Consider the following 21646-nt stretch of genomic DNA (forward strand, 5'->3'; position numbering starts at 1 on the left):
AAAAAGTAGGGAAATCCTTACCCGGAGACTTTGCGTGGTTATTTTCTAGCCTGGAACATCCATGCCGCATTACGGGATCAATCGTTGGCTTAATGCGTATTTGACGATATCGACGTTGGAAGTGAACTGCATTTTTTCCATCAAACGCGACTTGTGGGTGCTGACCGTTTTGTTGCTGATTGCCAGCGCCTCCGCAATCGCATTGACGCCCATTCCCTGCGCCAGCATGATCATCACCTGGTGTTCCCGCGCCGTCAGCACACTATGGCTAGGGCAATCGTCCGTCAGATAATCCGCAAAGACAATTTGCTCGGCGATAGTCTGGTCGATATAGCGCGCCCCCTGCGCCACCCGGCGGATAGCGATCAGCAGCGCTTCCGGATCTTTGTCTTTAGTGATATAGCCCAACGCGCCGCTCTTGAGCACGCGTCGCGCAATCTGCGGTTCGCTATACATGCTCAGAACCAGAATGGGTAGGCGCGGATACTGCGCCAACACCCGGATAATCAGCTCCTCTCCGCAGATACCCGGCATACTCATGTCCAGTAACAGCAGATCGATTTCAACCTCTCGTAACGTGGTCAGCACCTGCGCCCCATTTCCCGCTTCCGCCACCACTTGCAGCGTTTCGTCCAGCGCAAATATCTGTTTTAGTCCCTCCCGCATGATGACGTGATCGTCGGCAATCATTAATCGGATGAGTTTCATTCAGTAAATCTCCTAAGATGTTGACCGTGTTTTCCCTGCTAGCCTGTCGGACCGTGTCAGCGTGCGACGGCACGCTGCGGGAACATCATGCGGATCAACGTACCGCTGCCGGGCTGGCTGGTGATCGTTACCTCGCCGCCCAACATTCTTCCGCGCTCTTTCATGCCCATCAGGCCGAACGTGTTGGGTTTTTGCTCCCGGGCGTCGAAGCCTTTGCCGTTATCCTGCACGCTTAGCACAATTAGCCCCTCCCGGTTTTCGAGCGCAATCAGCACCTCGCTGGCGGCGGCATGGCGAGCGATATTAGTCAGCGACTCCTGCACCACGCGAAACGCGGCGGTCGCGCATTCGTCATTCATCAAGACCTCGGGTTCCGGCGCGCGCAGCTGGCACTGGACGCCGTATTGGCGAACAAAATCATCCCGTAGCCACTCCAGCGCCGGCGTCAGCCCCATATCCAGCACGTTCGGACGTAATCGTGTCGCCACATTCCGCACAACCTGAATAGTCTTATCGGATAGCGCCATCAGATTCTGTAACGGCGTCAACAACGAGGGATGTTCCTTGGCGAACTGCATACGCAGCAGCGACAAACCGATACGCATAGACGTCAGGTGCTGCCCCAGTTCGTCATGAATTTCCCGGGCGATGTGCTTCCGTTCTTCCTCCCGGGAAATTTCTCGCTGGCGCGTAAGTAGCCGCAGCTGACTGTGGGATTCCTCAAGCCGTTTCTCCGCATATCGGATCGCGGAAATATCGCGTCCGACGGTGAGAATAGAGGACAGCTGGCCGTTCTGGCCGAACTCGGGGACGCAGCGAATATGGTGCACGGCGCGCGGTTTATCACCCAACTCCTGCGTATCCTCCTCCAGCTCCCCCTCCACACTGCTGTGCGTGTCCACAACCAACTGCACCAGTTGCTGAATATGCTGAGCGCAGCAGGCATCGGGCATCAGGTCGGTCAACCGATGGCCGAGCAGCTGATCGGCGGTGAACCCCAGATGAGTCAGCGTGGCCGGATTCGCATACTGGCAGGTCATCTGCGGACCAAAACGAACGACCAGATCGGGCGTATTTTCCACCAAAGCCCGGAACTCCTGTTCTCGCGCGTAAGCGATATTCTCGATGTGTTTGCGCTCCCGGATATCACGCACGACGCACATACTGTATTTCCGTCCTTTATGGATGAAATGGTTGACGCTGACCTCGACCGGAATCATCGCGCCGAATCGGCTGATATGCTGGGTTTCAAATGTCAGCCCGCGCTTCCAGTCGCGCCAGCTGTGCTGAATCAACTCCGCGCTCCGGCAAGGATCGATATCCCAGAGGGACATGTCCTGAAACTCCTGCTGGCTGTAGTGCAGCGCCCGACAGGCTTCGGCGTTGGCGTAACAAAACTGGTTATGCTCATTGATGATGTAGATCGCGTCTTTTATCCGGCTGAACGCGAACGCGAGCAGTTCCATCGGTGGAACCTCCTCCGAATGAGGGGATTCAGGGGGCGTCGGGGGGTATAACATAGCCATCTCCATGCTGTCGCAGATCTGCCCGGACTCCAGCTCGGCGCCACGGGCAGTACGGGGTTACAGTCATCTCCGGATGACAGGGTCTGTAACCGGGTATTCAAATTGAATGACGAGTGGTTCTCTTTTACCGCGAGGTCACAGAAAAGCTCAGGCCTCTACGGCCTGACGCAGAAAGCCCCTCGCACGGGAAAGGCGGGACCGCACCGTACCGATCGGGATGTCTAACCGTGCGGCAATATCCTGATAGCTGGCATCGGTGTCGACCAGCATCACGAGCATGTGTCGGGTCTCCTCCGGTAAATGCGTACTCGCCATCAGCACACGATGCAGGGCATGGCCCCACTCGATAATGCGGCTGGGATCGCTGTCGCAGGAGAGCTTTTCCAGTTCATCCTCGGCGGCTTCGTGTAGGTGCGCTTTCGCCTGTTTGTAGTGGTTGCGGACAAGGTTCAGCGCAATGCCGAACACCCACGTTTCCGGGCGCGATGCGCCGGCGAATTTTTCGCGATTTCTGAGCACCTCCAGGTAGGTCATCTGCTGCAAGTCTTCCACATCCTCTTTGTTAGCCACGCGTTTACGAAGGAAATGCTGCAGGCGTTTGCCATGCTGCCGAAAGACCTGTTCCCAGTCTACAGCCTCAGGATGAGATTCAATCGTGCAGACCTTTTCCGGTGACAAAACGAGTGTTTCCATTTGCTGGTTCTCCATGGTTGCGCCGTGAGTGGCGCACAGGAGATAGCAAGGCGTATGCCAGCGAAAAAAACATTAGCAATACGTTGTTTTTACTGAACTTTATATAATTAATCACAGCCCAATCGCGCCACATTTTGCCGGGGCGCACTGACTAAAATGCAAACGATTGCAATCACACTGTCATCCCTGGTCCGCGCATTTGGTGACAATAAAAACGATAGGGACCAACGCGGGAACCAGATTTCTCTTAACGCCACATAACCGCATACCTTTAATCAAAAGATGGATTCAGGCAGGACTGACTATGGTTGCCATTCCCCCGCTCTCTCCGGCGATAGCCAATCCGGCGACGCCCTTTAGCGCCGCCGTGGACGCGGAGACACCGACCGCCGCCCCCGCTCAGCCTTCGTCGCCGAAGGCGTCTCACGACAAAGCCATCCATGATGGGATGGAAGAGGTGTCGGCCGCATTCGGCGAACAGATGGAGCGCAAAAGCAAGTCGCTGAACCGCAGGCAGATCAGCCAGACGCAAAACCGGATGGAAGCGAATATCGAGCGTATAGAAAAACTGACCGAGCTGTTTCACCTGTTGGAAAATCCCCGTCAGCCGACGCTGGACCAGCAGGTCCGGAGTATGCGGCAGCTGATGCTGCAAACCTCCTCGGCCTCAGTCGATGCGCTGGTACAGGCGGCGGGCGGCGATGCGGCGCGCGCCGATATCGTTCTGCGCCATGTACTGGCGCAGGCCCAACAACAGGGTGACGCGTCGCTGCAACACGCGGCCCAGTCAAGTCTGGAACGGCTTCAACAGGAGAAAGGCCCCGAGGTGCGAGCCGGGCTGAACACCGCCGCCGCCCTCTCCCTGTTCAGCACCGACCCGCAGCAGAAACAGATCCTGCGCGAGCTTTATTACGCACGTATCGTCCATCAGCAATCACCGAGCTCGCTGCTGGACGCCCTGTTGGAACGCTTTGACGCCCAGCACTTCGCGGCTGGCCTGCGTACTCTGCAACGGGCGCTCGCCGCCGATATCGCCTCGCTGGCGTCATCCATTTCAAAAACCGCGCTGAGCCAGATGCTGAAGCACCTCAACGATGCTCGTCAGCTGAGCCACACGCTGTCGTCCAGCCAACAGCTGCTGGAGCACGACGCCCACCGCTTCCCGGCGGCAACGCTCGGCGCGGTAGAACTGACGCGACGGCTGATCGGCCTGAGCGCCAATGGCGCCTACGTTCGCGACTTGCACAATCTGGGGCGTGAAGTCGCCGGGCAACATGCCGAGCGGCAATTACTGTTTTTCAACGCCCTGCTGCGGCTCGTGGGCGGTCTGCCGCAGACGCTGTGGCGAGATAGCAAACATCGCCACACCGCGATGCACCTTATCCGCGGTCTGATCGGCGACCTATCCCGCCACGAGACGGACGGAAGGGCCGCCACGCCGGGCAAGGAGTAGCAGATGACCCTACTGATCTCCTGGCTCAACCGCATCGCCATCAGCGCCATGCAGCGTTCAGAAATCGTGGGCGCGGTGATTGTGATGGCCATTGTCTTCATGATGATCATCCCGCTGCCGACGGGGCTGATTGACGTGTTGATCGCCTTCAACATCTGCATCTCTTCGCTCCTGATCGTGCTGGCGATGTATCTGCCCAAGCCGCTGGCCTTTTCGACCTTTCCCGCCGTGCTGCTGTTGACCACCATGTTTCGGTTGGCTCTGTCTATCTCGACAACCCGGCAGATTCTGTTGCAACAGGACGCGGGCCACGTGGTGGAGGCCTTCGGCAACTTCGTCGTGGGCGGCAATCTGGCGGTCGGTCTGGTGATCTTCCTGATCCTGACGGTGGTGAACTTTCTGGTGATCACCAAAGGGTCCGAACGTGTGGCTGAAGTGGCGGCGCGTTTTACGCTGGATGCCATGCCGGGCAAGCAGATGTCCATCGACAGCGATCTGCGCGCGGGGCTGATCGACGCCCAGCAGGCCCGCCAGCGACGCGAAAATCTCACGAAAGAGAGCCAGCTGTTCGGCGCGATGGACGGCGCGATGAAGTTCGTCAAAGGCGACGCGATCGCCAGCCTGGTGATCGTGTTCATCAATATGATCGGCGGCTTCGCCATCGGGGTCATGCAACACCAGATGGCGGCCGGCGACGCCATGCACGTCTACTCGGTATTGACCATCGGTGACGGCCTGATCGCGCAGATCCCGGCACTGCTGATCTCCCTGACCGCCGGGATGATCATCACGCGCGTCTCCGCCGACGGACAAAAGGTGGATAACAACATCGGCCGCGAGATCGCCGAGCAGCTGACCAGCCAGCCGAAGGCGTGGATTATCTCCGCCATCGGCATGTTCGGCTTCGCGCTGCTGCCGGGCATGCCGACGATGGTTTTCCTGCTTATCAGCCTGCTCTCTCTGTCCAGCGGGCTTTTTCAGCTGTGGCGGGCCAAGCAGCTCGGTCTGGCTGAGTTCAACGCGCTGGCGGCGGACAACATGCCCGCCGAGCAAAACGGTTATCAGGATCTTCGTCGGTTCAACCCCACGCGCGCCTACCTGCTGCGCTTCCACACCGACTGCCGCAACGCGCCCTACGCCGCACTGCTGGTGCAAAATATCCGGCGTTTGCGCAACCGGCTGGTCTACCAGTTCGGCTTTACGCTGCCTTCGTTCGACATCGAATTCACCCCTGAAATGGCGCCGGACGAATTTCAATTCTGCGTCTATGAGATCCCCCTGCTGCGCGCCACCTTCGGTACCGCGCGCCTGGCGGTCGCCCGCCAAGATGTGCCGCCGGAAGCCACGGAGGAGGAAGCCCTGAGCGCAGGCCATCCCGCCCGCGACGAAGCGCACTGGCTATGGCTACCCCCCGATCATGCGCTATTGCAACACTCGGCGTTGGCGCGTCAGACGGAAGAAGCGCTGATTCTGTTGCGGATGGAAAACGCCATTCATCGGAGCGCGGCCCAGTTCATCGGCCTGCAGGAGACCAAGTCCATTCTCGCCTGGCTCGAAAGCGAACAGCCGGAGCTGGCGCAGGAGCTGCAGCGCATTATGCCGCTCTCCCGCTTCGCCAGCGTGCTGCAAAAGCTGGCGGGCGAACGCATTCCGTTGCGCGCCGTGCGCCCGATAGCGGAAGCGCTGATCGAGGTCGGCCAGCATGAGCGCGACGTTAACGCGCTGACGGATTACGTCCGTCTGCAATTGAAAGCGCAGATCTGTCACCAATACAGCCGGGACGACAGCCTGTCCGTCTGGCTATTGACGCCGGAAACGGAAGAGCTGCTGCGCGACGCCCTGCGCCAAACGCAAAACGACACCTTCTTCGCGTTGGCGCAACACGATGCGGCCGCGCTGCTGACGCAACTACGAGACAGCTTTCCGCCTACCGCGCCGCTGTCGTCCCTGCTGCTGGTCGCGCAGGATTTGCGCAGTCCCCTTCGGGCGCTGGTGCAGGACCAATTTCACGCTTTGCCGGTGCTGTCATTCACCGAGCTGGAGTCGTACCTATCCATCAACGTGGTAGGCCGCATCGACCTGCATGACATTACCGCTCACAACTAAGAAGAAGGCAGAATCATGTTTGAACTGCGCGTACTGACCGGGCTGCATCGGGGAGCCGCCCTGCCATTGAACGGACAATCGTGCTGTATCGGCGCCGCCGACGATGCGGATATGGTGCTGTACGACCCCGGTATTCGCGACTGTCACTGCCTGTTGGAAAAACAGGGAGAGGCATGGGTACTCTCCGCGCTGGAGGGCGTGGTGAACGACAGCGAGGGACATCCGGTGGACGCGTCGATCGCGCTGCCGCCGGGCACGCCGTTCGCTGCGGGCGCCATCTGGCTATGCATCGTCAGCGCGGAGACGCCGTGGCAGGAAGAAGCGAAGACGGACGAGCCTGACCCTACACCCGAGCCGGTGGCGGAGGAGCCGTCAACACCGCCCGACGATGTCCCCGCCGAAACGCCCAGCGCTAAGACGAAAGCCCGCCTGCCGCTGTGGGCGAAATGCAGTTACCTGCTGCTCATCGGAACGCTGGTGCTGCTGACCGGCAGTTGGCTGATGCAGGATAGCGTCGCCATGCCGTCCGCACCGCCGTCCGATACCCGTATTCCGATGACGTCGCTGGCTCAATCCGCCGCCACGCTGCAAGCCATGCTGAACGAGCGCGAGTTAAGCAACGTGCAGGTCGTCCAACAGACGGATCGCATCATCCTCAGCGGCGCGCTCGCCGCAGATCAAATGCCGATGATCAATCGCATGCTGGTGCGGTTTCAACAGCGTTACCGTGTCACGCAGCCGATTGAAAATCACACCCGGGTAAAAGGCGATACGCTGCCGTTTCGCATCGTACAAGTGACCAGCGGCGCGCAGGCCAACGTGGTGACGTCCAACGGTCAACGTCTGTTCGTGGGCGACGAGGTGGATGGACTTCGGCTGGTCGGCATCGATAACAATCAGATCGAATTTAACGGCAAACAGCAGATTAAGGTGAACTGGTAATGGCTATGCTATCGACCGACGAACCGGGCCGCTATCCGCTGCTCGAACGCTGGCTGACCACGCAGCGACGGCGTCTGGCCGACTATGCGCCGGTTCAGCTGCGGGGACGGATTACGGGTATCAGCGGCATCCTGCTGGAGTCCTGCCTGCCGCAGGCCCGGATTGGCGATCTGTGCCGAATTGAACGCCACGATCAGACGCAGGTGCTGGCCGAAGTCGTCGGCTTCAGTCCGCAGCACGTCTTTCTGTCTGCGTTGGGGGCGCTGGACGGCATCGCGCAAGGCGCGGTGGTCACGCCGCTCTATCAGCCGCACTGCGTTCAGGTTTCCGACAGTCTGTTAGGCAGCGTGCTGGACGGTTTCGGCAGACCGCTGACGGCGGAGAGCCAGTCAGCTTTCGTCGAACCCGGTACGGAATGCCCTCACCCCATTCCCGTCATCGGCGACGCGCCGCCGCCCACCGAACGCCCGCGCATCAGCGAGCCGCTGCCGACCGGACTGCGCGCGATCGACGGCCTGCTGACCGTGGGCCGCGGCCAACGGGTGGGGATTTTTGCCGGCGCGGGCTGCGGTAAAACCACGCTGTTAGCGGAACTGGCCCGCAACACGCCTTGCGACGCCATCGTCTTCGGGCTGATCGGCGAGCGCGGCCGCGAACTGCGTGAATTTCTCGACCACGAACTGGACGACACGCTGCGCCGACGCACCGTGCTGGTGTGTTCAACATCCGACCGCAGCAGCATGGAGCGCGCTCGCGCCGCCTTCACGGCCACCGCCATCGCGGAAGCCTTTCGAGCCGAGGGCAAACAGGTGCTGCTGATCGTCGACTCGCTGACCCGTTTCGCCCGCGCGCAGCGTGAAATCGGTCTGGCCCTCGGCGAACCTCAAGGGCGCGGCGGCCTGCCGCCGTCGGTGTATACCCTGCTGCCGCGGCTGGTGGAGCGGGCCGGACAAACCCGTCAGGGCGCGATCACCGCGCTGTACTCGGTGCTGATCGAACAGGACTCCATGCACGATCCGGTCGCGGACGAAGTGAGGTCGCTCATCGACGGTCACATCGTGCTTTCGCGGCGGCTGGCGGAGCGTAATCACTATCCGGCGATCGATATCTTGATGAGCCTGAGCCGCACCATGAGCAGCGTGGCTAGCGCAGCGCACCTCCGGGACGCGGGGGCGCTGCGACGACTGATGGCCGCCTATCAGCAGGTCGAGATGCTGATCCGACTCGGCGAGTATCAGCGGGGGCACGATGCCCTGACGGACGCCGCGGTCACCGCTCATGGGGAAATCAACGCCTTCCTGCAACAGCCGATGCGCGAACCCCTTACCTTTGCGGAGATTACCGCCCGACTCAGCGAGGTCAGCCGCTATGCCGACGTCTAATACGCAGACGCTCTGGACCGTGGGCGCGCCATGTCCTCGCTGAACGCCACCCTCCAACTGCTGCTGCCTATCCGTCGTCAGCGCCTGCGCCGCGCCGAATCGCAATTGCGAGAAGAAACGGAGACGCTGGCGCAGCAGGAAACCGCGCTCGACGTGCTGTGGCAGGAACGAGAGGCGCAGCAGGAACATTACCGGCAACAGCAAGAAGCGTTACGTCAGCACCAGCAGGAACAAGCGCAGTCGCTGGACAGTCTGCAACAGCAGCGTGAGCGGACGCAGAGACAGATCGGCCGCCTGCGACAACAGCAGCAGCAATACGAAGACGGAGAGGCGCGCTGCCAACAGCACCGACGGCGGGTCGCCGACAAGCGCGCGCTGCTGCGCCAGCGCCAAAAGGCCGTCGAAAAACTGGAATTTTTACTGACCCTGAATCAGGAGCCATGATGAGTGCTTATCTTCCGCCAGCCGCCCCCTCATCCCCGTCGCGCACGGTTCCGTCGCCCTCGGCGGAGAAACCGTTGCCGCGCTCGCGCGGAGGTGCCGCCCATTCCGGCGATGAAGCGACGGCGCCTCCCTTGGACTTCGAACTTCTGCTATCTGCACCGCCCTACAATTTCTGTACGCCCGGGTCGGCGTCTGAGGATACCGGCACCCGGTCGTCGGGTTTGACGCGTGACGCCACCGCCGATGAAGTGACAACGTCACTCATTTCAGCACTGCACGCTGAGCTGACCGCCCGACGCGATCTCGCCTGCCACAGTCCGTTCTCTTTCAGTCTGCAACTGCCGCAGCTGGGCGACGTCGATGTACGGATGAGCACGCTGCACCCCACCGGCTGGGAGGTGATGTTGCGATTCCAGCGTTCAGCCTTCCAAGAGGTCCGTCGGCAGCGAGAACGCTGCCGACGGGCGCTATCTGCGGCGCTCGACGGCCCAATCCGGTTGGAATTTGAAGTTCAGGAGGAGCCATGAACACCTCGTTATCGCCATCCCCCCTTAGGCTACGCGCGCTCACGCCGTCGCAGGCGCGGGTATCCCAGCAGTTGGCGGAGGGCTGCCGCTTCGCGTTCAGCTTTGACGACGGGCGTCAGGGCGAGCTGCGTTTGTCGCTGGCGTCGCTGCGAGAATCTAAGCCTCCCGCACGCGTCTGGCAAAGCGCGGCGGGTTGCTTCTCGCTCAGCGACCCAACGCCAGCGCTGTCGCTGATGTCCGACTGCCCGGCGCTGCTGCCGACGCAAGAAGACGATCCGACGGCGGCCGCGTGGTTTTGGGCGCTGTTTAATCATGCCCTCAGCCCACAGCTATACACGCTGCTGGGACCGCTGACGCCGGTTAACGGCGATATCGCCGCCGATGCAATCCCGCTGTGGCTGGACGTACAGGTCGCGGCCCGGCGCGCCCGTAGTCTGCTTTGTATGGCCGGTAGCGAGCTGCTGTCATTACTGCGTCAGCCCGGCTGGTTTTCTTCTGTTTTCCCTTTGCCGCAGACACTGCCGATCTCGATGCCCCTGACGCTGGCGGAAGTGACATTGTCACCTAGACAAGTTTACGCGTTGGAACCGGGCGACCTGATTTACCCACCTACTTGCAGTTTTTCCCCGCAGGGCGATGGCCATATTTCGGTCGGCGGGAGACGGTTTCGGGGCCAGCTTCAGTGGAGCGGCCTGACGCCTACCCACTTTATTATTGCTGAACAGGAGGAGTGTCCGGTGAATGACGCTTTCGAATTTTCATCTCCACATGACATGCCGTTTGCCGACGAGATGGCGACGACCGCAACGGCTGATGACGCGCCATTGCCCGCGCTGCCTCTCACATTGACGGTCCGCTGCGGGCACCTTTCTCTTACGCTACAGGCGTTGCAGCAGTTGTCGTGCGGCAGCGTGGTTCCGGTCCAGCAGACGCTGCCGGGCGAAGCGATGCTTTATCACGGCGAGGTGCCGCTGGCCCGGGGCGAACTGGTGGAGGTTGCGGGACGGCTGGGCCTGCAAATCACCCAACGGCTCGGCGCATTGCAGCCGGATCGGGAGCCTATGTCATGACGGCGGGCGCGTTCGATCCGGTGATGTTCGCCCTGATGTTAGGGGCCTTGTCGCTGATGCCGCTCATGATGGTGGTTTGTACCTGTTTTTTGAAAATCGCCACCGTATTGTTGATCACCCGGAACGCTATCGGGGTACAGCAAGTGCCGCCGAATATGGCGCTGTACGGCATCGCGCTCGCCGCCACTTTGTTCGTGATGGCGCCGGTCTTCGGCGATATCAAACAACGCTTTCAGGATACGCCGCTGGATATGAGTGATCTCGGCACGCTGGAAACCACCGCGACGCACGGCATCGAACCGTTGCAGAAGTTTATGTCTCGCAATACCGACCCTGATATTCTCACCCATCTGCATGAAAACAGCATCCGCATGTGGCCCCCCGCCATGTCCGAAAAAGCGACTACGGACAATATCTTGCTGGTGATCCCGGCTTTTGTTCTCTCCGAATTGCAGGCGGGATTCAAAATTGGTTTCTTGATTTACATACCGTTCATCGTCATCGACCTGATCGTCTCTAATGTGCTGCTGGCGCTGGGAATGCAGATGGTCGCGCCGACGACGCTCTCGCTGCCGCTCAAGCTGCTGCTGTTCGTGCTGGTCAGCGGCTGGACCCGGCTGCTCGACGGCCTGTTTTATAGCTACCTGTGAGGCGAATGTGGAAATGTTGAATCTGTTTCGACAGGCCATGGTGCTGGTTGTGATGCTGTCCGCGCCGCCGCTGGTCGTCGCCGTGATCGTGGGCGTCCTGATTTCGCTGCTGCAAGCCGTCATGCAGCTACAGGACCAGACGCTCCCTTTCGCCATCAAGCTGGTGGCGGTCGGTCTGGTGCTGGCCATGACCGGTCGTTGGATTGGCGTCGAGCTGATCCAGCTGACCCTGCTGGCTTTCAATATGATCGAACAAACCCGCGCATGAGGCCACGATGCTGACCCTCGCCACTCTCGAACGTCTTTATGACTTTATCTTTGCCCTGACGCTCGGCATGGCCAGGCTCTATCCCTGCCTGTTTCTGTTGCCGCTGTTTTCGTTCACGCTGGTGAAAGGCTTGCTCCGAAATGCCCTCGTGCTAGCACTGGCGCTGGTGCCGGCCGCCGCCATCCAGCAGCAAATGCAGGACACGACGCTCAGCTGGCCGCTATTGCCGGGCCTGTTGCTCAAGGAGCTGGTGGTCGGGCTGCTGTTGGGCTGCATTCTGGCGATGCCGTTCTGGCTGTTTGAATCTGTAGGTGCATTATTCGATAACCAGCGCGGCGCGTTGATCGGAGGACAACTCAACCCCGCGCTCGGCAGCGACGCGACGCCCCTCGGCCATATGATGAAGCAACTGTTGGGACTGATGCTGTTGCTGACGCTGGGCCTCTCCGGTCTGACGCAGCTGCTCTGGGACAGCTATCGCCTGTGGCCCGCGCTGATGTGGCTGCCGCCGCTCGGCGAAGCCGGCTTCCATGCCTATCTGGACCTGCTGGCCGACACTTTTACGCATCTGGTCATCTTCGCCGGGCCGCTGGTGGCGCTGCTGCTACTGCTTGAGTTCAGCATCGCCATACTCAGTCTGTATAGCCCGCAGTTACAAGTCTATGTGTTGTCCGTGCCCGCCAAATGTCTCGCCGGGATGGCGTTCTTCATCGTGTACCTGCCGGTGCTGCAATATCTTGCCGAGGTGCGGATTCTGGCGCTGCCGGATCTGAAACACGTACTGCCGCAGTTTTTCCCCGCGCTCCCCTGAGGGGCTAGCAGAGGCTGACGCATGAGCGAAAAAACCGAAAAGCCGACTCCAAAGAAGCTACGTGATGCGCGTCGCAAAGGCGAAGTCGGCCAAAGTCAGGACATTCCCAAGCTGTTGATTAGCGCCGCGCTGCTGGAAATGATCCTGGCGCTGGTCAATCACGGCATGGAAAAGTTGGAAATGCTGATGCAGCTGCCGCTGAAACGTCTGACCGATCCCTTCGGACACGCGGTCAACGAGATCGTCGGCGAGGCGCTCAGCCTGTTGGCAACGTTATGTTTGCTGACCGTCGCGGTTGCGATATTGATGCGAATTGTCGGCGCCTGGATCCAATACGGCCCCTTGTTCGCCCCCGAGGCGCTTAAAGTGGATTTTAACCGGCTCAATCCCGTCAATCAGGTCAAGCAGATGTTTTCTATGCGCAAGCTGACGGAGATGCTGACCAACATCCTGAAGACCGTCACCATCGGCATTATCTTTTATCACGTGGTTATCCCGCAGTTGGAGTGGTTGGTCGAACTGGCTTACGGCGACCTGGATGGCTTCTGGCACGGCGTCGCGGTGGTACTCCAGCGCGTGGAGCGCACGACGCTGGCGGCGCTGCTCGCCCTGGCCGTACTCGACTTCGGACTACAGAAATACTACTTCCTGAAACAGCAGCGCATGAGTCATGAAGATCTTCGCAACGAACACAAGGATTCCGAGGGCGATCCGCATATGAAAGGCCAGCGTAAGTCGCTGGCGCGCGATATCCTTAACGCGCCAGCCAAGCCGCGTCCGGCAGGCAACGTGGAAAATGCCGACTTACTGCTGGTCAACCCTACCCACTACGCGGTGGCGCTGTTTTACAGGCCGGGACAAACCCCGCTGCCGCGCATCCTGTGCAAAGGCGAAGATGCGGAAGCGCGCCAGCTCATCGAGCGCGCGCATCAGGCCAACATCCCTGTGATTCGCTTCGTCTGGCTCGCCCGCACGCTCTACCGTCAGCCGGAAGGGCGTTACATTCCGAGAGACACGCTACAGGCCGTCGCTCAGGTCTATCGGGTGCTGCGACAGTTGGAGCAGGACACCACGCGCGGGGCGGAGGTGACCGATAGGGATAACGAGCCGGTGGTGTGACGTTCGCTCGCCAAAACAATGAATGCGGTCGCCGACCTCGCGGGAAGAAAACGATGCTGAATTTGGTAAAAATTGAGAAATAGTTTCAATATAATCCTGCACATCCGTTCACTATCTGGTATTACTCAACGCATGGTAATCCATTGAACTCAGCGCAGAATCGCCTACCCGGCAACGACCGCCGCGGTTCGTTCGGCAGGCAGCCGACTCTGTGCATCGGCGTTTAACAGGTAAGACATACTCTATGTTCAAATCGTTTTTTCCTCATCCCAAACTGTTCTTCTCTTCCGCCGCGATCTGGACGCTGATCTGCATCGCTATCTGGTACGCTTGCGCCCGCCCTCTGGGGGCCAATCTGCTGAATCTGACCGATCAGCCGCTGCCCACCAGCGCCGCCCGTTTCTGGAGCCCGGCCTTCCTGTGGTTTTACGGCTACTATGCGATCGCCGTCGCTCTGTTCTCAGCCTGCTGGTTCATATTCAGCCCGCATCGCTGGCAGCGCTGGTCCATTCTCGGTTCGGCTCTGATTATCTTCGTCACCTACTTCTCCGTGGAAGTCGGCGTCGCGGTCAACGCCTGGTACGTGCCCTTCTACGACTTGATCCAGAAAGCGCTCGGCACCCCGCACGCCGTCACCATCGGCGCGTTCTATCACGAACTGGCGGTCTTTCTGGGCATCGCGCTGTGTGCGGTGGTGGTGGGCGTGCTGAATATGTTTTTCGTCAGCCACTACGTCTTTCGCTGGCGCATGGCGATGAACGACTACTACATGACGCACTGGCCTCGGCTGCGCCATGTTGAAGGGGCCGCCCAGCGTATCCAGGAAGACAGTATGCGCTTCGCATCCACGGTCGAGAGTCTGGGCGTCAATCTGATTCAGTCGGTCATGACGCTGATCGCCTTCCTGCCGGTGCTGATCACGCTTTCCGTTCACGTCAAAGAAGTGCCCATCCTCGGCCAAATTCCCTATGCGCTCCTTATCGCCGCGCTAATCTGGTCGCTGGCGGGAACGGGGCTGCTGGCTTTTATCGGGATCAAGCTGCCGGGACTGGAGTTCAACAACCAGCGCGTGGAAGCGGCTTACCGTAAAGAGCTGGTATACGGCGAGGATCATGCCGAGCGCGCCACGCCGCCGACCGTACGCGAGCTGTTTACCAACGTGCGAAAAAACTACTTCCGGCTGTATTTCCACTACACCTACTTCAACATTGCGCGCGTGCTGTATCTGCAAGTGGACAATGTCTTCGGGATTGTCGTGTTGCTGCCCTCCATCGTGGCCGGTGCGCTCACGCTAGGCCTGATGTCGCAGATTAACAACGTGTTCGATCAGGTCCGCAGCTCGTTCCAGTATTTGATCAACTCCTGGACCACGATTGTGGAGTTGCTGTCGATCTATAAACGTCTGCGCAGCTTCGAGTCCATTATTCAGGACGACGATGCGCCCAATCCCGATTATCTCTCCTCGCCGGATGCCTGACGGCGATTCTGCGGTAGGCGATATGACGGAACTTGCATGCCGCGCCGGTCCGGTCCGTTAACCGCGGTCATCCCCACAAAGAAAGCCCCGAGTTCTTCAGCTCGGGGCTTTCTGTTTCAACGCCAACAGCAAACGACTCATGGCGGTGCGGTCACCTGCGCTGACCGAATTCACTTCAGGGAGCAATCCCCCCTATCCATGCTGTGCGCCGCGCAGCTTTTCACTGCGGCGTCGCAGTACTTCCATCACGATCAGCAACAGCAGCGCGGCTCCCACCATCATCGATGCGGCCGCCGCGATCGTCGGATCGAGGTTTTCACGGATCCCGGCAAACATCTGTAATGGCAGCGTGCGCTGTCGCGGACTGGCCAGAAACAGCGTGACGATTACCTCGTCGAACGATGTCGCGAACGCGAACAGCGCGCCGGAAAACACGCCGGGCGCAATCAACGGCAGCGTGACCTTACGGAAGGCCAACAGCGGCGGTGCGCCCAGGCTGGCGGCGGCGCGGGTGAGGTTTTGATCGTAGTTTTTCAGTACGGCCGTGACGGTGATCACCACGAAAGGCACCCCCAACATCGCATGCGCCAGCACCAGTCCCAGATAACTGTTCAGCAACGAAAGCTTGGCGAAGAAGAAAAACAGGCCGACGGCGACGATCACCACGGGCGCAATCATCGGCGAGATCAGCACCGCCATGACCAAAGATTTACCGCGAAATTCACCACGCACCAGCCCGACCGCCGCAAGTACCCCCAGCACGGTCGCCAACAGCGTCGCCAGCGGCGCGATCAGCAGACTGTTGCCGAGAGAGCTTAACCACTCGCTCGAGTGGAAAAACTCGCGATACCAGCGCAGCGAAAAACCGGCCAGCGGATAGCTCAGAAACGATCCCGCATTGAACGACAGCGGCACAATCACCAGCACGGGTACAATCAGGAACAGCAGCATTGCCGCGCCGTAGAAATTAAAGAACGCATTCCACAAACGGACACCCAGCGTGTTTTGTTGTCTCATTTCCCTGTCCTCCTGTTAGTGCGCGGCAATTTCTGCGTTGGTGCGAGTCACACGGATGTAGACCACATACAGCAAGGTGACGATGACCAGCAGTTGCGTCCCCAGCGCCGCCGCCATCCCCCAGTTCATGGTGGTATTGGTGAAGAACGCCACAAAGTAGCTCAACATCTGATCCCCCGGACCGCCCAACAGCGCGGGCGTAATGTAGTAGCCAATCGCCATCATGAAAACCAGCAGCGCACCCGCCGTCACGCCGGCATAGGTCTGCGGCACATAGACGCGCCAGAAGGCGATAAACGGATGCGCGCCCAGCGAAATGGCAGCGCGGACATAGTTGGGCGAAATCCCCTTCATCACCGCGTAGAGCGGCAGAACAAAAAACGGCATCAGGATGTGCGTCATCGAGATGTAAACCCCGACGCGGTTGAACACCAGCACCAGCGGATGGTCGATGATATTCAGTGCCATCAGCGATCGGTTAATTAGCCCGCCGGACTGCAACAGCACAATCCAGCTCGCCGTGCGCACGATCAACGAAGTCCAGAACGGCAGCAGCACGAGGATCATCAGCAAATTGGCGCGATTTGACGGCTGTTTGGCCAACCAGTACGACAGCGGATAGCCCAGCCCCACGCACAGCAGCGTGACCACTCCCGCCATTTTTAGCGTGCGCACCAGTACATCGACATAAAGCGACTGTTCCGGCGGCTGCGCCGTTATCACATTGGTCTGCGGGTCAACCCGGTGATCAAACACGGCAAGCAGGTAATAGCTGGTAAACGGGCGCGACGCACGTTGAAGGGTTTTCCAGGTGTTCAGTTCACCCCACAGCGGCTGATCCGCAATGAGCTGTTCACGTACCGAGTCGCTATCGGCGGGCGGCATTTTACGCAGTGTGCGGTTAATCAACGTACGGTATTGACCGTCTTCATACCCCAACCGTTTCGTGATCGCCGCCACTTGGCCGCCGCTGCGGGCCTGACGGAGATCGGTAATCAACGCCTTGAACACGTCCTCATCAGGAACCTCATTGCCCGACCACTCTTTTAACGCGGCGATAGTGGCGGGCATATGGGTACGCAGTTCAGGGTTGGATACGCTCTTGCCCAGAATCGAAAAAATGGGGAACAGAAAGCTGGCCAGGATAAACAGAAACAGCGGCGCAATTAGCAGCAGCGAACGTTTTTTATAACGCGTCTGGGCATGACGCAGCTGCTGTTTCAGGCTGGCGTTTTCCAGGGGCTGGGCCGGTGGCGCAACAGCCACCCTTTCGTTCTGGGTCATCAATTTTCTCCTTACTCTTTTAGACCATCGCGGGATTACTGCTGAGCAGCCCAGGAATTAAAGCGCTGTTCCAACTCTTCCCCGTGATCGATCCAAAATTCGGTATCCACTGCCAAAGATTGTTCCAAGTTTTCCGGCGCTGTCGGCAAGTTAGAGCGGATGGCGGCAGGCAGCAGTTCGTTGGTTTTGATATTGGTAGGGCCGTAGGCGATGTTTTCCGCAAAGACCTTCTGATTTTCCGGTTTGTTGGCAAAGGCGATAAACTGTTCCGCCAGCGCCTTGTGCTTGGAGCCTTTGACGATGGCCCAGCTATCCAAGTCGTAAATGCTGTCTTTCCAGACGATATTGATGCCCGGCTTCTCTTTCTGCGCTACGGCGACGCGACCGTTATAGGCGGAGGTCATCACGACATCGCCGGAAACCAGCCACTGCAGCGGCTGTGCGCCGGACTCCCACCACTGGATATTGGACTTGATTTGATCGAGTTTCTTGAACGCGCGATCCACGCCGGCGGGCGTTGCCAACACTTTATACAGATCTTCACGCTTCACGCCGTCGGCCAACAGGGCGATTTCCAGCGTGAACTTGGCGCTTTTACGTAAGGCACGTTTGCCGGGGAACTTCTGCACATCCCAGAAATCGGCCCAGCTGGTCGGCGCCTGTTTCAATTTGTTGGCGTTGTAGGTCAGCACCGTCGACCAGACGAAGATCCCGGCGCCGCATTCGGAAACGGAACCTTTCACAAACTGGGACGGATCTCCCAGCTTTTTCCAGTCCAGCGGTTCCAGCAGCCCTTCGTTACAGCCGCGGAGCAGCTCCGGCCCTTCGACTTCGACGATGTCCCAGCTGATCTGGCCAGTTTCAACCATAGCGCGCAGGCGCGCCATTTCGCCGTTATATTCCCCGGATTCAATCGTGCCCTTGCCCGCCGCCATAAACGGCTTGTAAAACGCTTTGTCCTGCGCATCCTTGTTGGTGCCGCCAAAGGAAATTACGGTCAGGTTTTCAGCCCAGGCCTGAGAGCTTATTGCGGCAATCAGCGCGGATAAAGCAAATTTTTTCAACATAATCTGACTCCTGGTAAAAGTGTGAACGCAATGCCAAACGGCGGCACTTTAGAGTTGTGTGAACAATCATTGCTGTGGTGATGAAGCCCCTCTTTGTAAAAGCATATTTCGTGCCACTTTGGGTAAAAAAGGGGGAATTCAGGCGGCGTTGGGCGGGATAAGGACCTAGCCTGAACATGTGCAGTGCGCACGATTTTATAGGGGAAGCGTTCTGGGGAAGATTTGCTTTAGGGTGGTGCATTCAGTGAGTTCGAATGCACCACAATGTGACGGAGCGGTGACACGGAATGGTCTTCCGCGTCAGTCCGGCATCAGGCTGATGGCGTGAGATCCACGCAAAGATATTTCATCTCCAGATACTCTTCGATGCCGAAGCGCGATCCTTCGCGACCCAGTCCGGACTGCTTGACGCCGCCAAACGGCGCGACTTCGTTGGAGATAAGCCCGGTGTTGATGCCGACCATGCCGTACTCAATCGCCTCCGGCACGCGCCACTGACGAACGGCATCACGCGTGAAGACATACGCCGCCAGTCCAAACTCAGTGTCGTTCGCCATCGCAATGGCGTCGGCTTCATCTGTGAACGGAAACAGCGGCGCGACCGGGCCAAAGGTCTCTTCGCGCGCAAACCGCATCTCGCGCGTGACGTCGCCAATCACCGTTGGGGTGAAGAATGTGCCGCCCAGCTCGTGGGACTTGCCGCCGAGCAACAGCGTGGCGCCTTTCGTCAACGCGTCGTCGATGTGCTGACGCACTTTGTCGACGGCCTGTTCATCAATCAGTGGCCCCTGCGTGACGCCAGGCTCAGTGCCGTCGCCGACCTTGAGTTTTTTCACCTCTTCGACCAACCGGGCCGCCAGCGCCGGATAAATCCCGCGCTGTACGTAGATTCGGTTAGCGCAAACGCAGGTCTGGCCGCTATTGCGGAATTTGGAGGCCATGATGCCTTTCACCGCCAGTTCAAGGTCAGCGTCGTCAAACACGATCACCGGCGCGTTACCGCCCAGTTCCAGAGACAGCTTTTTCACCGTCGGCGCGCTTTGCGCCATCAGGATACGCCCGACTTCGGTCGAGCCGGTAAAACTGAGTTTGCGTACCACCGGGCTGTCGCACAGCACTTTGCCCACCGCCGGTGCTTCGCCGGTGATCACTTGCAATACGCCAGCGGGAATGCCGGCCTGAACAGCCAGTTCACCCAGCGCCAGAGCGGTAAACGGCGTCTGTTCGGCCGGTTTGACGATCATGGTGCAGCCTGCCGCCAGCGCTGGCGCGGCCTTACGGGTAATCATCGCCGCCGGGAAGTTCCAAGGGGTGATGGCCGCCGTCACGCCGATAGGCTGTTTCAGCACCAGCAGTCGCTGATTGGCCTGTGGAGACGGGAGTACGCTCCCCTCAATGCGTTTGGCCTCTTCCGCAAACCACTCGATAAACGCATTGGCATAGCCGATTTCGCCGGATGCTTCCGCCAGCGATTTTCCCTGCTCGGCCGTCAGCAGCGCCGCCAGATCGGCCTGATTTTCGCGGATCAGACGCGCCCATTCGAGCAGTACGGCGGCGCGCTCTTTGCCCGTGCGCTGACGCCAAGACGACAGCGCTTTTTCCGCCGCGGCGATTGCTTGTTGAGTCTGTTCCGCCGTCACCAGCGGGATTGTCCCCAGCGCCTTCCCGGTTGCCGGGTTGTTGACGCTGAGCGTTTCGCCGCTCAGGCTATCCTGCCATTGGCCGTCAATAAGACATGACTGACGAAATAATGTTTTATTTTTCAATTGCATGAAGCCACCTTTACTGAGACAGAACGCGGGACAGGAGCGTCAGGGCCTGGCTGAACTGGGCATCGGGAATCGTCAGCGGATACAGGAACCGGATGACGTTGCCGTGCACGCCGCAGGTCAGCAGCAGCAGCCCCTGATCCAGCGCCGCCTTCTGATATTTTTTGGTGATTTCCGCGCTCGGTTTGCCCGTCTGCGGGTCGTTGAATTCCACCGCGACCATCGAACCGCGAGCACGAATATCCGCGATTGCCGGACAGTGCGCTTTCGCCTGTTCCAGCGTCTCTACCAGTGTAGCGCCGAGCTTCTGCGCTCGCTGGCACAGTTGCTCTTCTTCGATAACATCCAGTACGGCCAGGGCGGAAGCGACCGCCAGCGGGTTACCAGCGTAGGTGCCGCCCAGTCCGCCAGGCCCCGGCGCATCCATCACGTCGGCTCGTCCCACCACGCCGGAGATCGGGAAACCGCCGCCGAGGCTTTTCGCCATCGTAATCAGATCCGCTTTGTCCTGGTAATACTCCATGGCGAACACTTTGCCGGTACGCGCGAACCCGCTCTGAACTTCGTCGGCGATCAGCAATATGCCATGCTGGTCGCACAACTTGCGCAGTGCGCTGATGAATTCCGGCGGCGCCACATTGAAGCCGCCTTCACCTTGAATCGGCTCAAGAATAATGGCCGCGACCTGATCGGCGGCAATGTCCGTATGCAGCAGGCGATCGATGCTTTCCATCGCCTGTTCAACGCTGATGCCCTGATGCTCATTGGGATAGAGCGCATGGAAAATGGATCCGGGGAACGGCCCGAAACCCGTTGAATAAGGGGCCACTTTGCCGGTCAGGGTCATCGTCAGCAGCGTTCGTCCATGAAAAGCGGCGCCGAAAGCGATAACCCCCGGACGATGAGTATGCGCACGTGCGATTTTAACCGCATTTTCAACGGCTTCCGCGCCAGTAGTGAAAAAAGTGGTTTTAGCCGGGCCGTCGATAGGCGCCAGCCCGTTGATGCGCTCCGCGAGGGTGACGTAGCTGCCGTATGGCACAATTTGATAAGCGGTATGCGTAAAGCATTCCAGCTGTTCGCGCACCGCTGCCAGCAGTTTGGGATGGCGGTGACCGGTGTTCAGTACGGCGATACCCGCAGAAAAGTCAATATATTCATTACCTTCCACATCCCACAACGTCGCATTTTCCGCCTTGGCCGCAAAAAAATCACACATGACGCCGACACCACGCGGTGTGGCCGCCAAACGACGTTGATTGAGTTCGCTATTTTTCATTTTGTTGACTCCGATTCTATAAACTGACGCATTGTTTGCGGCTGACGATTGACG

The 21646-nt window shown here is 59.3% G+C and carries 20 protein-coding genes; 12 read left to right on the top strand and 8 right to left on the bottom strand.

Annotated features, from left to right (window positions below):
- Positions 1-69: 69 nt before the first annotated feature.
- From BLU64_RS04240 to BLU64_RS04250, 3 genes are all read right to left on the bottom strand, one after another.
- Positions 70-708 (bottom strand): response regulator, encoded by a 639-nt coding sequence (locus tag BLU64_RS04240; protein WP_026742559.1) that lies wholly within the window; start codon positions 706-708, stop codon positions 70-72.
- Between the two features lie 56 nt (positions 709-764).
- Positions 765-2228, bottom strand: coding sequence for a PAS domain-containing sensor histidine kinase (locus BLU64_RS04245; protein ID WP_026742560.1), 1464 nt, complete (start codon positions 2226-2228; stop codon positions 765-767).
- Between the two features lie 153 nt (positions 2229-2381).
- On the bottom strand, positions 2382-2927 hold the full coding sequence (locus BLU64_RS04250) for an RNA polymerase sigma factor (protein ID WP_026742561.1): 546 nt from the start codon (positions 2925-2927) through the stop codon (positions 2382-2384).
- 304 nt (positions 2928-3231) lie between these two features.
- Here BLU64_RS04250 and sctW point away from each other — a divergent pair, with 304 nt between their 5' ends.
- The 12 genes from sctW to sbmA all read left to right on the top strand — a co-directional run bounded on the left by sctW (position 3232) and on the right by sbmA (position 15176).
- Positions 3232-4380, top strand: coding sequence for a type III secretion system gatekeeper subunit SctW (gene sctW, locus BLU64_RS04255; RefSeq protein ID WP_074727973.1), 1149 nt, complete (start codon positions 3232-3234; stop codon positions 4378-4380).
- A 3-nt stretch (positions 4381-4383) separates the two neighbouring features.
- Positions 4384-6486: a type III secretion system export apparatus subunit SctV gene (gene sctV / locus BLU64_RS04260; protein WP_074727975.1), complete on the top strand. Its 2103-nt coding sequence runs from the start codon at positions 4384-4386 to the stop codon at positions 6484-6486.
- Positions 6487-6501: 15 nt separating this feature from the next.
- Entirely contained in the window at positions 6502-7428 is a 927-nt protein-coding gene (locus BLU64_RS04265) for an FHA domain-containing protein (protein ID WP_026742563.1), read from the top strand.
- A 5-nt stretch (positions 7429-7433) separates the two neighbouring features.
- Positions 7434-8810 carry a type III secretion system ATPase SctN gene (gene sctN / locus BLU64_RS04270; protein ID WP_074728056.1) on the top strand — a complete coding sequence of 459 codons (1377 nt, stop codon included), beginning with the start codon at positions 7434-7436 and terminating at the stop codon, positions 8808-8810.
- A gap of 30 nt (positions 8811-8840) precedes the next feature.
- Positions 8841-9254, top strand: coding sequence for a hypothetical protein (locus BLU64_RS04275; RefSeq protein ID WP_051625491.1), 414 nt, complete (start codon positions 8841-8843; stop codon positions 9252-9254).
- Positions 9254-9781, top strand: a complete 528-nt coding sequence (locus BLU64_RS04280) for a type III secretion system HrpP C-terminal domain-containing protein (protein WP_051625492.1) — start codon at positions 9254-9256, stop codon at positions 9779-9781. The genes BLU64_RS04275 and BLU64_RS04280 overlap by 1 nt, the downstream gene beginning before the upstream one ends.
- Positions 9778-10851 carry a FliM/FliN family flagellar motor switch protein gene (locus BLU64_RS04285; protein WP_036152809.1) on the top strand — a complete coding sequence of 358 codons (1074 nt, stop codon included), beginning with the start codon at positions 9778-9780 and terminating at the stop codon, positions 10849-10851. The genes BLU64_RS04280 and BLU64_RS04285 overlap by 4 nt, the downstream gene beginning before the upstream one ends.
- The gene (sctR, locus tag BLU64_RS04290; protein WP_026742565.1) at positions 10848-11501 is read left to right on the top strand and encodes a type III secretion system export apparatus subunit SctR; all 654 of its coding nucleotides are present in this window, start codon (positions 10848-10850) and stop codon (positions 11499-11501) included. The genes BLU64_RS04285 and sctR overlap by 4 nt, the downstream gene beginning before the upstream one ends.
- Positions 11502-11508: 7 nt before the next feature.
- A complete protein-coding gene (gene sctS, locus BLU64_RS04295; RefSeq protein ID WP_026742566.1) occupies positions 11509-11769 on the top strand; it encodes a type III secretion system export apparatus subunit SctS in 261 nt (86 codons plus the stop codon).
- 7 nt (positions 11770-11776) lie between these two features.
- Positions 11777-12580: a type III secretion system export apparatus subunit SctT gene (sctT, locus tag BLU64_RS04300; RefSeq protein WP_026742567.1), complete on the top strand. Its 804-nt coding sequence runs from the start codon at positions 11777-11779 to the stop codon at positions 12578-12580.
- A gap of 21 nt (positions 12581-12601) precedes the next feature.
- Positions 12602-13699 carry a type III secretion system export apparatus subunit SctU gene (gene sctU, locus BLU64_RS04305; RefSeq protein ID WP_026742568.1) on the top strand — a complete coding sequence of 366 codons (1098 nt, stop codon included), beginning with the start codon at positions 12602-12604 and terminating at the stop codon, positions 13697-13699.
- Positions 13700-13943: 244 nt separating this feature from the next.
- Positions 13944-15176, top strand: coding sequence for a peptide antibiotic transporter SbmA (gene sbmA / locus BLU64_RS04310; RefSeq protein WP_074727977.1), 1233 nt, complete (start codon positions 13944-13946; stop codon positions 15174-15176).
- Between the two features lie 192 nt (positions 15177-15368).
- Here sbmA and BLU64_RS04315 read toward each other — a convergent pair whose 3' ends face one another.
- The 5 genes from BLU64_RS04315 to BLU64_RS04335 all read right to left on the bottom strand — a co-directional run bounded on the left by BLU64_RS04315 (position 15369) and on the right by BLU64_RS04335 (position 21592).
- Positions 15369-16193, bottom strand: a complete 825-nt coding sequence (locus tag BLU64_RS04315; RefSeq protein WP_026742570.1) for an ABC transporter permease — start codon at positions 16191-16193, stop codon at positions 15369-15371.
- 15 nt (positions 16194-16208) lie between these two features.
- Positions 16209-17477 (bottom strand): ABC transporter permease, encoded by a 1269-nt coding sequence (locus BLU64_RS04320; RefSeq protein ID WP_026742571.1) that lies wholly within the window; start codon positions 17475-17477, stop codon positions 16209-16211.
- 35 nt (positions 17478-17512) lie between these two features.
- A complete protein-coding gene (locus BLU64_RS04325) occupies positions 17513-18544 on the bottom strand; it encodes an ABC transporter substrate-binding protein (protein ID WP_074727979.1) in 1032 nt (343 codons plus the stop codon).
- Between the two features lie 311 nt (positions 18545-18855).
- Positions 18856-20316 (bottom strand): NAD-dependent succinate-semialdehyde dehydrogenase, encoded by a 1461-nt coding sequence (locus BLU64_RS04330; protein WP_074727981.1) that lies wholly within the window; start codon positions 20314-20316, stop codon positions 18856-18858.
- Positions 20317-20326: 10 nt separating this feature from the next.
- Entirely contained in the window at positions 20327-21592 is a 1266-nt protein-coding gene (locus BLU64_RS04335; RefSeq protein ID WP_074727983.1) for a 4-aminobutyrate--2-oxoglutarate transaminase, read from the bottom strand.
- Between the last annotated feature and the right edge of the window lie 54 nt (positions 21593-21646).

It is taken from the genome of Lonsdalea quercina (genome assembly GCF_900107885.1).
GTDB classification, from domain to species: Bacteria; Pseudomonadota; Gammaproteobacteria; order Enterobacterales; family Enterobacteriaceae; genus Lonsdalea; species Lonsdalea quercina.

What these genes read in the sequence shown, in the direction of transcription:
- BLU64_RS04240 (WP_026742559.1), bottom strand. Translation starts at nt 708, where the DNA reads ATGAAACTCATCCGATTAATGATTGCCGACGATCACGTCATCATGCGG.
- BLU64_RS04280 (WP_051625492.1), top strand. Translation starts at nt 9,254, where the DNA reads ATGAGTGCTTATCTTCCGCCAGCCGCCCCCTCATCCCCGTCGCGCACG.
- sctR (WP_026742565.1), top strand. Translation starts at nt 10,848, where the DNA reads ATGACGGCGGGCGCGTTCGATCCGGTGATGTTCGCCCTGATGTTAGGG.
- BLU64_RS04285 (WP_036152809.1), top strand. Translation starts at nt 9,778, where the DNA reads ATGAACACCTCGTTATCGCCATCCCCCCTTAGGCTACGCGCGCTCACG.
- sctT (WP_026742567.1), top strand. Translation starts at nt 11,777, where the DNA reads ATGCTGACCCTCGCCACTCTCGAACGTCTTTATGACTTTATCTTTGCC.
- sbmA (WP_074727977.1), top strand. Translation starts at nt 13,944, where the DNA reads ATGTTCAAATCGTTTTTTCCTCATCCCAAACTGTTCTTCTCTTCCGCC.
- BLU64_RS04320 (WP_026742571.1), bottom strand. Translation starts at nt 17,477, where the DNA reads ATGACCCAGAACGAAAGGGTGGCTGTTGCGCCACCGGCCCAGCCCCTG.
- sctN (WP_074728056.1), top strand. Translation starts at nt 7,434, where the DNA reads ATGCTATCGACCGACGAACCGGGCCGCTATCCGCTGCTCGAACGCTGG.
- sctV (WP_074727975.1), top strand. Translation starts at nt 4,384, where the DNA reads ATGACCCTACTGATCTCCTGGCTCAACCGCATCGCCATCAGCGCCATG.
- BLU64_RS04245 (WP_026742560.1), bottom strand. Translation starts at nt 2,228, where the DNA reads ATGTTATACCCCCCGACGCCCCCTGAATCCCCTCATTCGGAGGAGGTT.
- BLU64_RS04250 (WP_026742561.1), bottom strand. Translation starts at nt 2,927, where the DNA reads ATGGAAACACTCGTTTTGTCACCGGAAAAGGTCTGCACGATTGAATCT.
- BLU64_RS04335 (WP_074727983.1), bottom strand. Translation starts at nt 21,592, where the DNA reads ATGAAAAATAGCGAACTCAATCAACGTCGTTTGGCGGCCACACCGCGT.
- BLU64_RS04330 (WP_074727981.1), bottom strand. Translation starts at nt 20,316, where the DNA reads ATGCAATTGAAAAATAAAACATTATTTCGTCAGTCATGTCTTATTGAC.
- BLU64_RS04275 (WP_051625491.1), top strand. Translation starts at nt 8,841, where the DNA reads ATGTCCTCGCTGAACGCCACCCTCCAACTGCTGCTGCCTATCCGTCGT.
- sctU (WP_026742568.1), top strand. Translation starts at nt 12,602, where the DNA reads ATGAGCGAAAAAACCGAAAAGCCGACTCCAAAGAAGCTACGTGATGCG.
- BLU64_RS04325 (WP_074727979.1), bottom strand. Translation starts at nt 18,544, where the DNA reads ATGTTGAAAAAATTTGCTTTATCCGCGCTGATTGCCGCAATAAGCTCT.
- BLU64_RS04265 (WP_026742563.1), top strand. Translation starts at nt 6,502, where the DNA reads ATGTTTGAACTGCGCGTACTGACCGGGCTGCATCGGGGAGCCGCCCTG.
- sctW (WP_074727973.1), top strand. Translation starts at nt 3,232, where the DNA reads ATGGTTGCCATTCCCCCGCTCTCTCCGGCGATAGCCAATCCGGCGACG.
- BLU64_RS04315 (WP_026742570.1), bottom strand. Translation starts at nt 16,193, where the DNA reads ATGAGACAACAAAACACGCTGGGTGTCCGTTTGTGGAATGCGTTCTTT.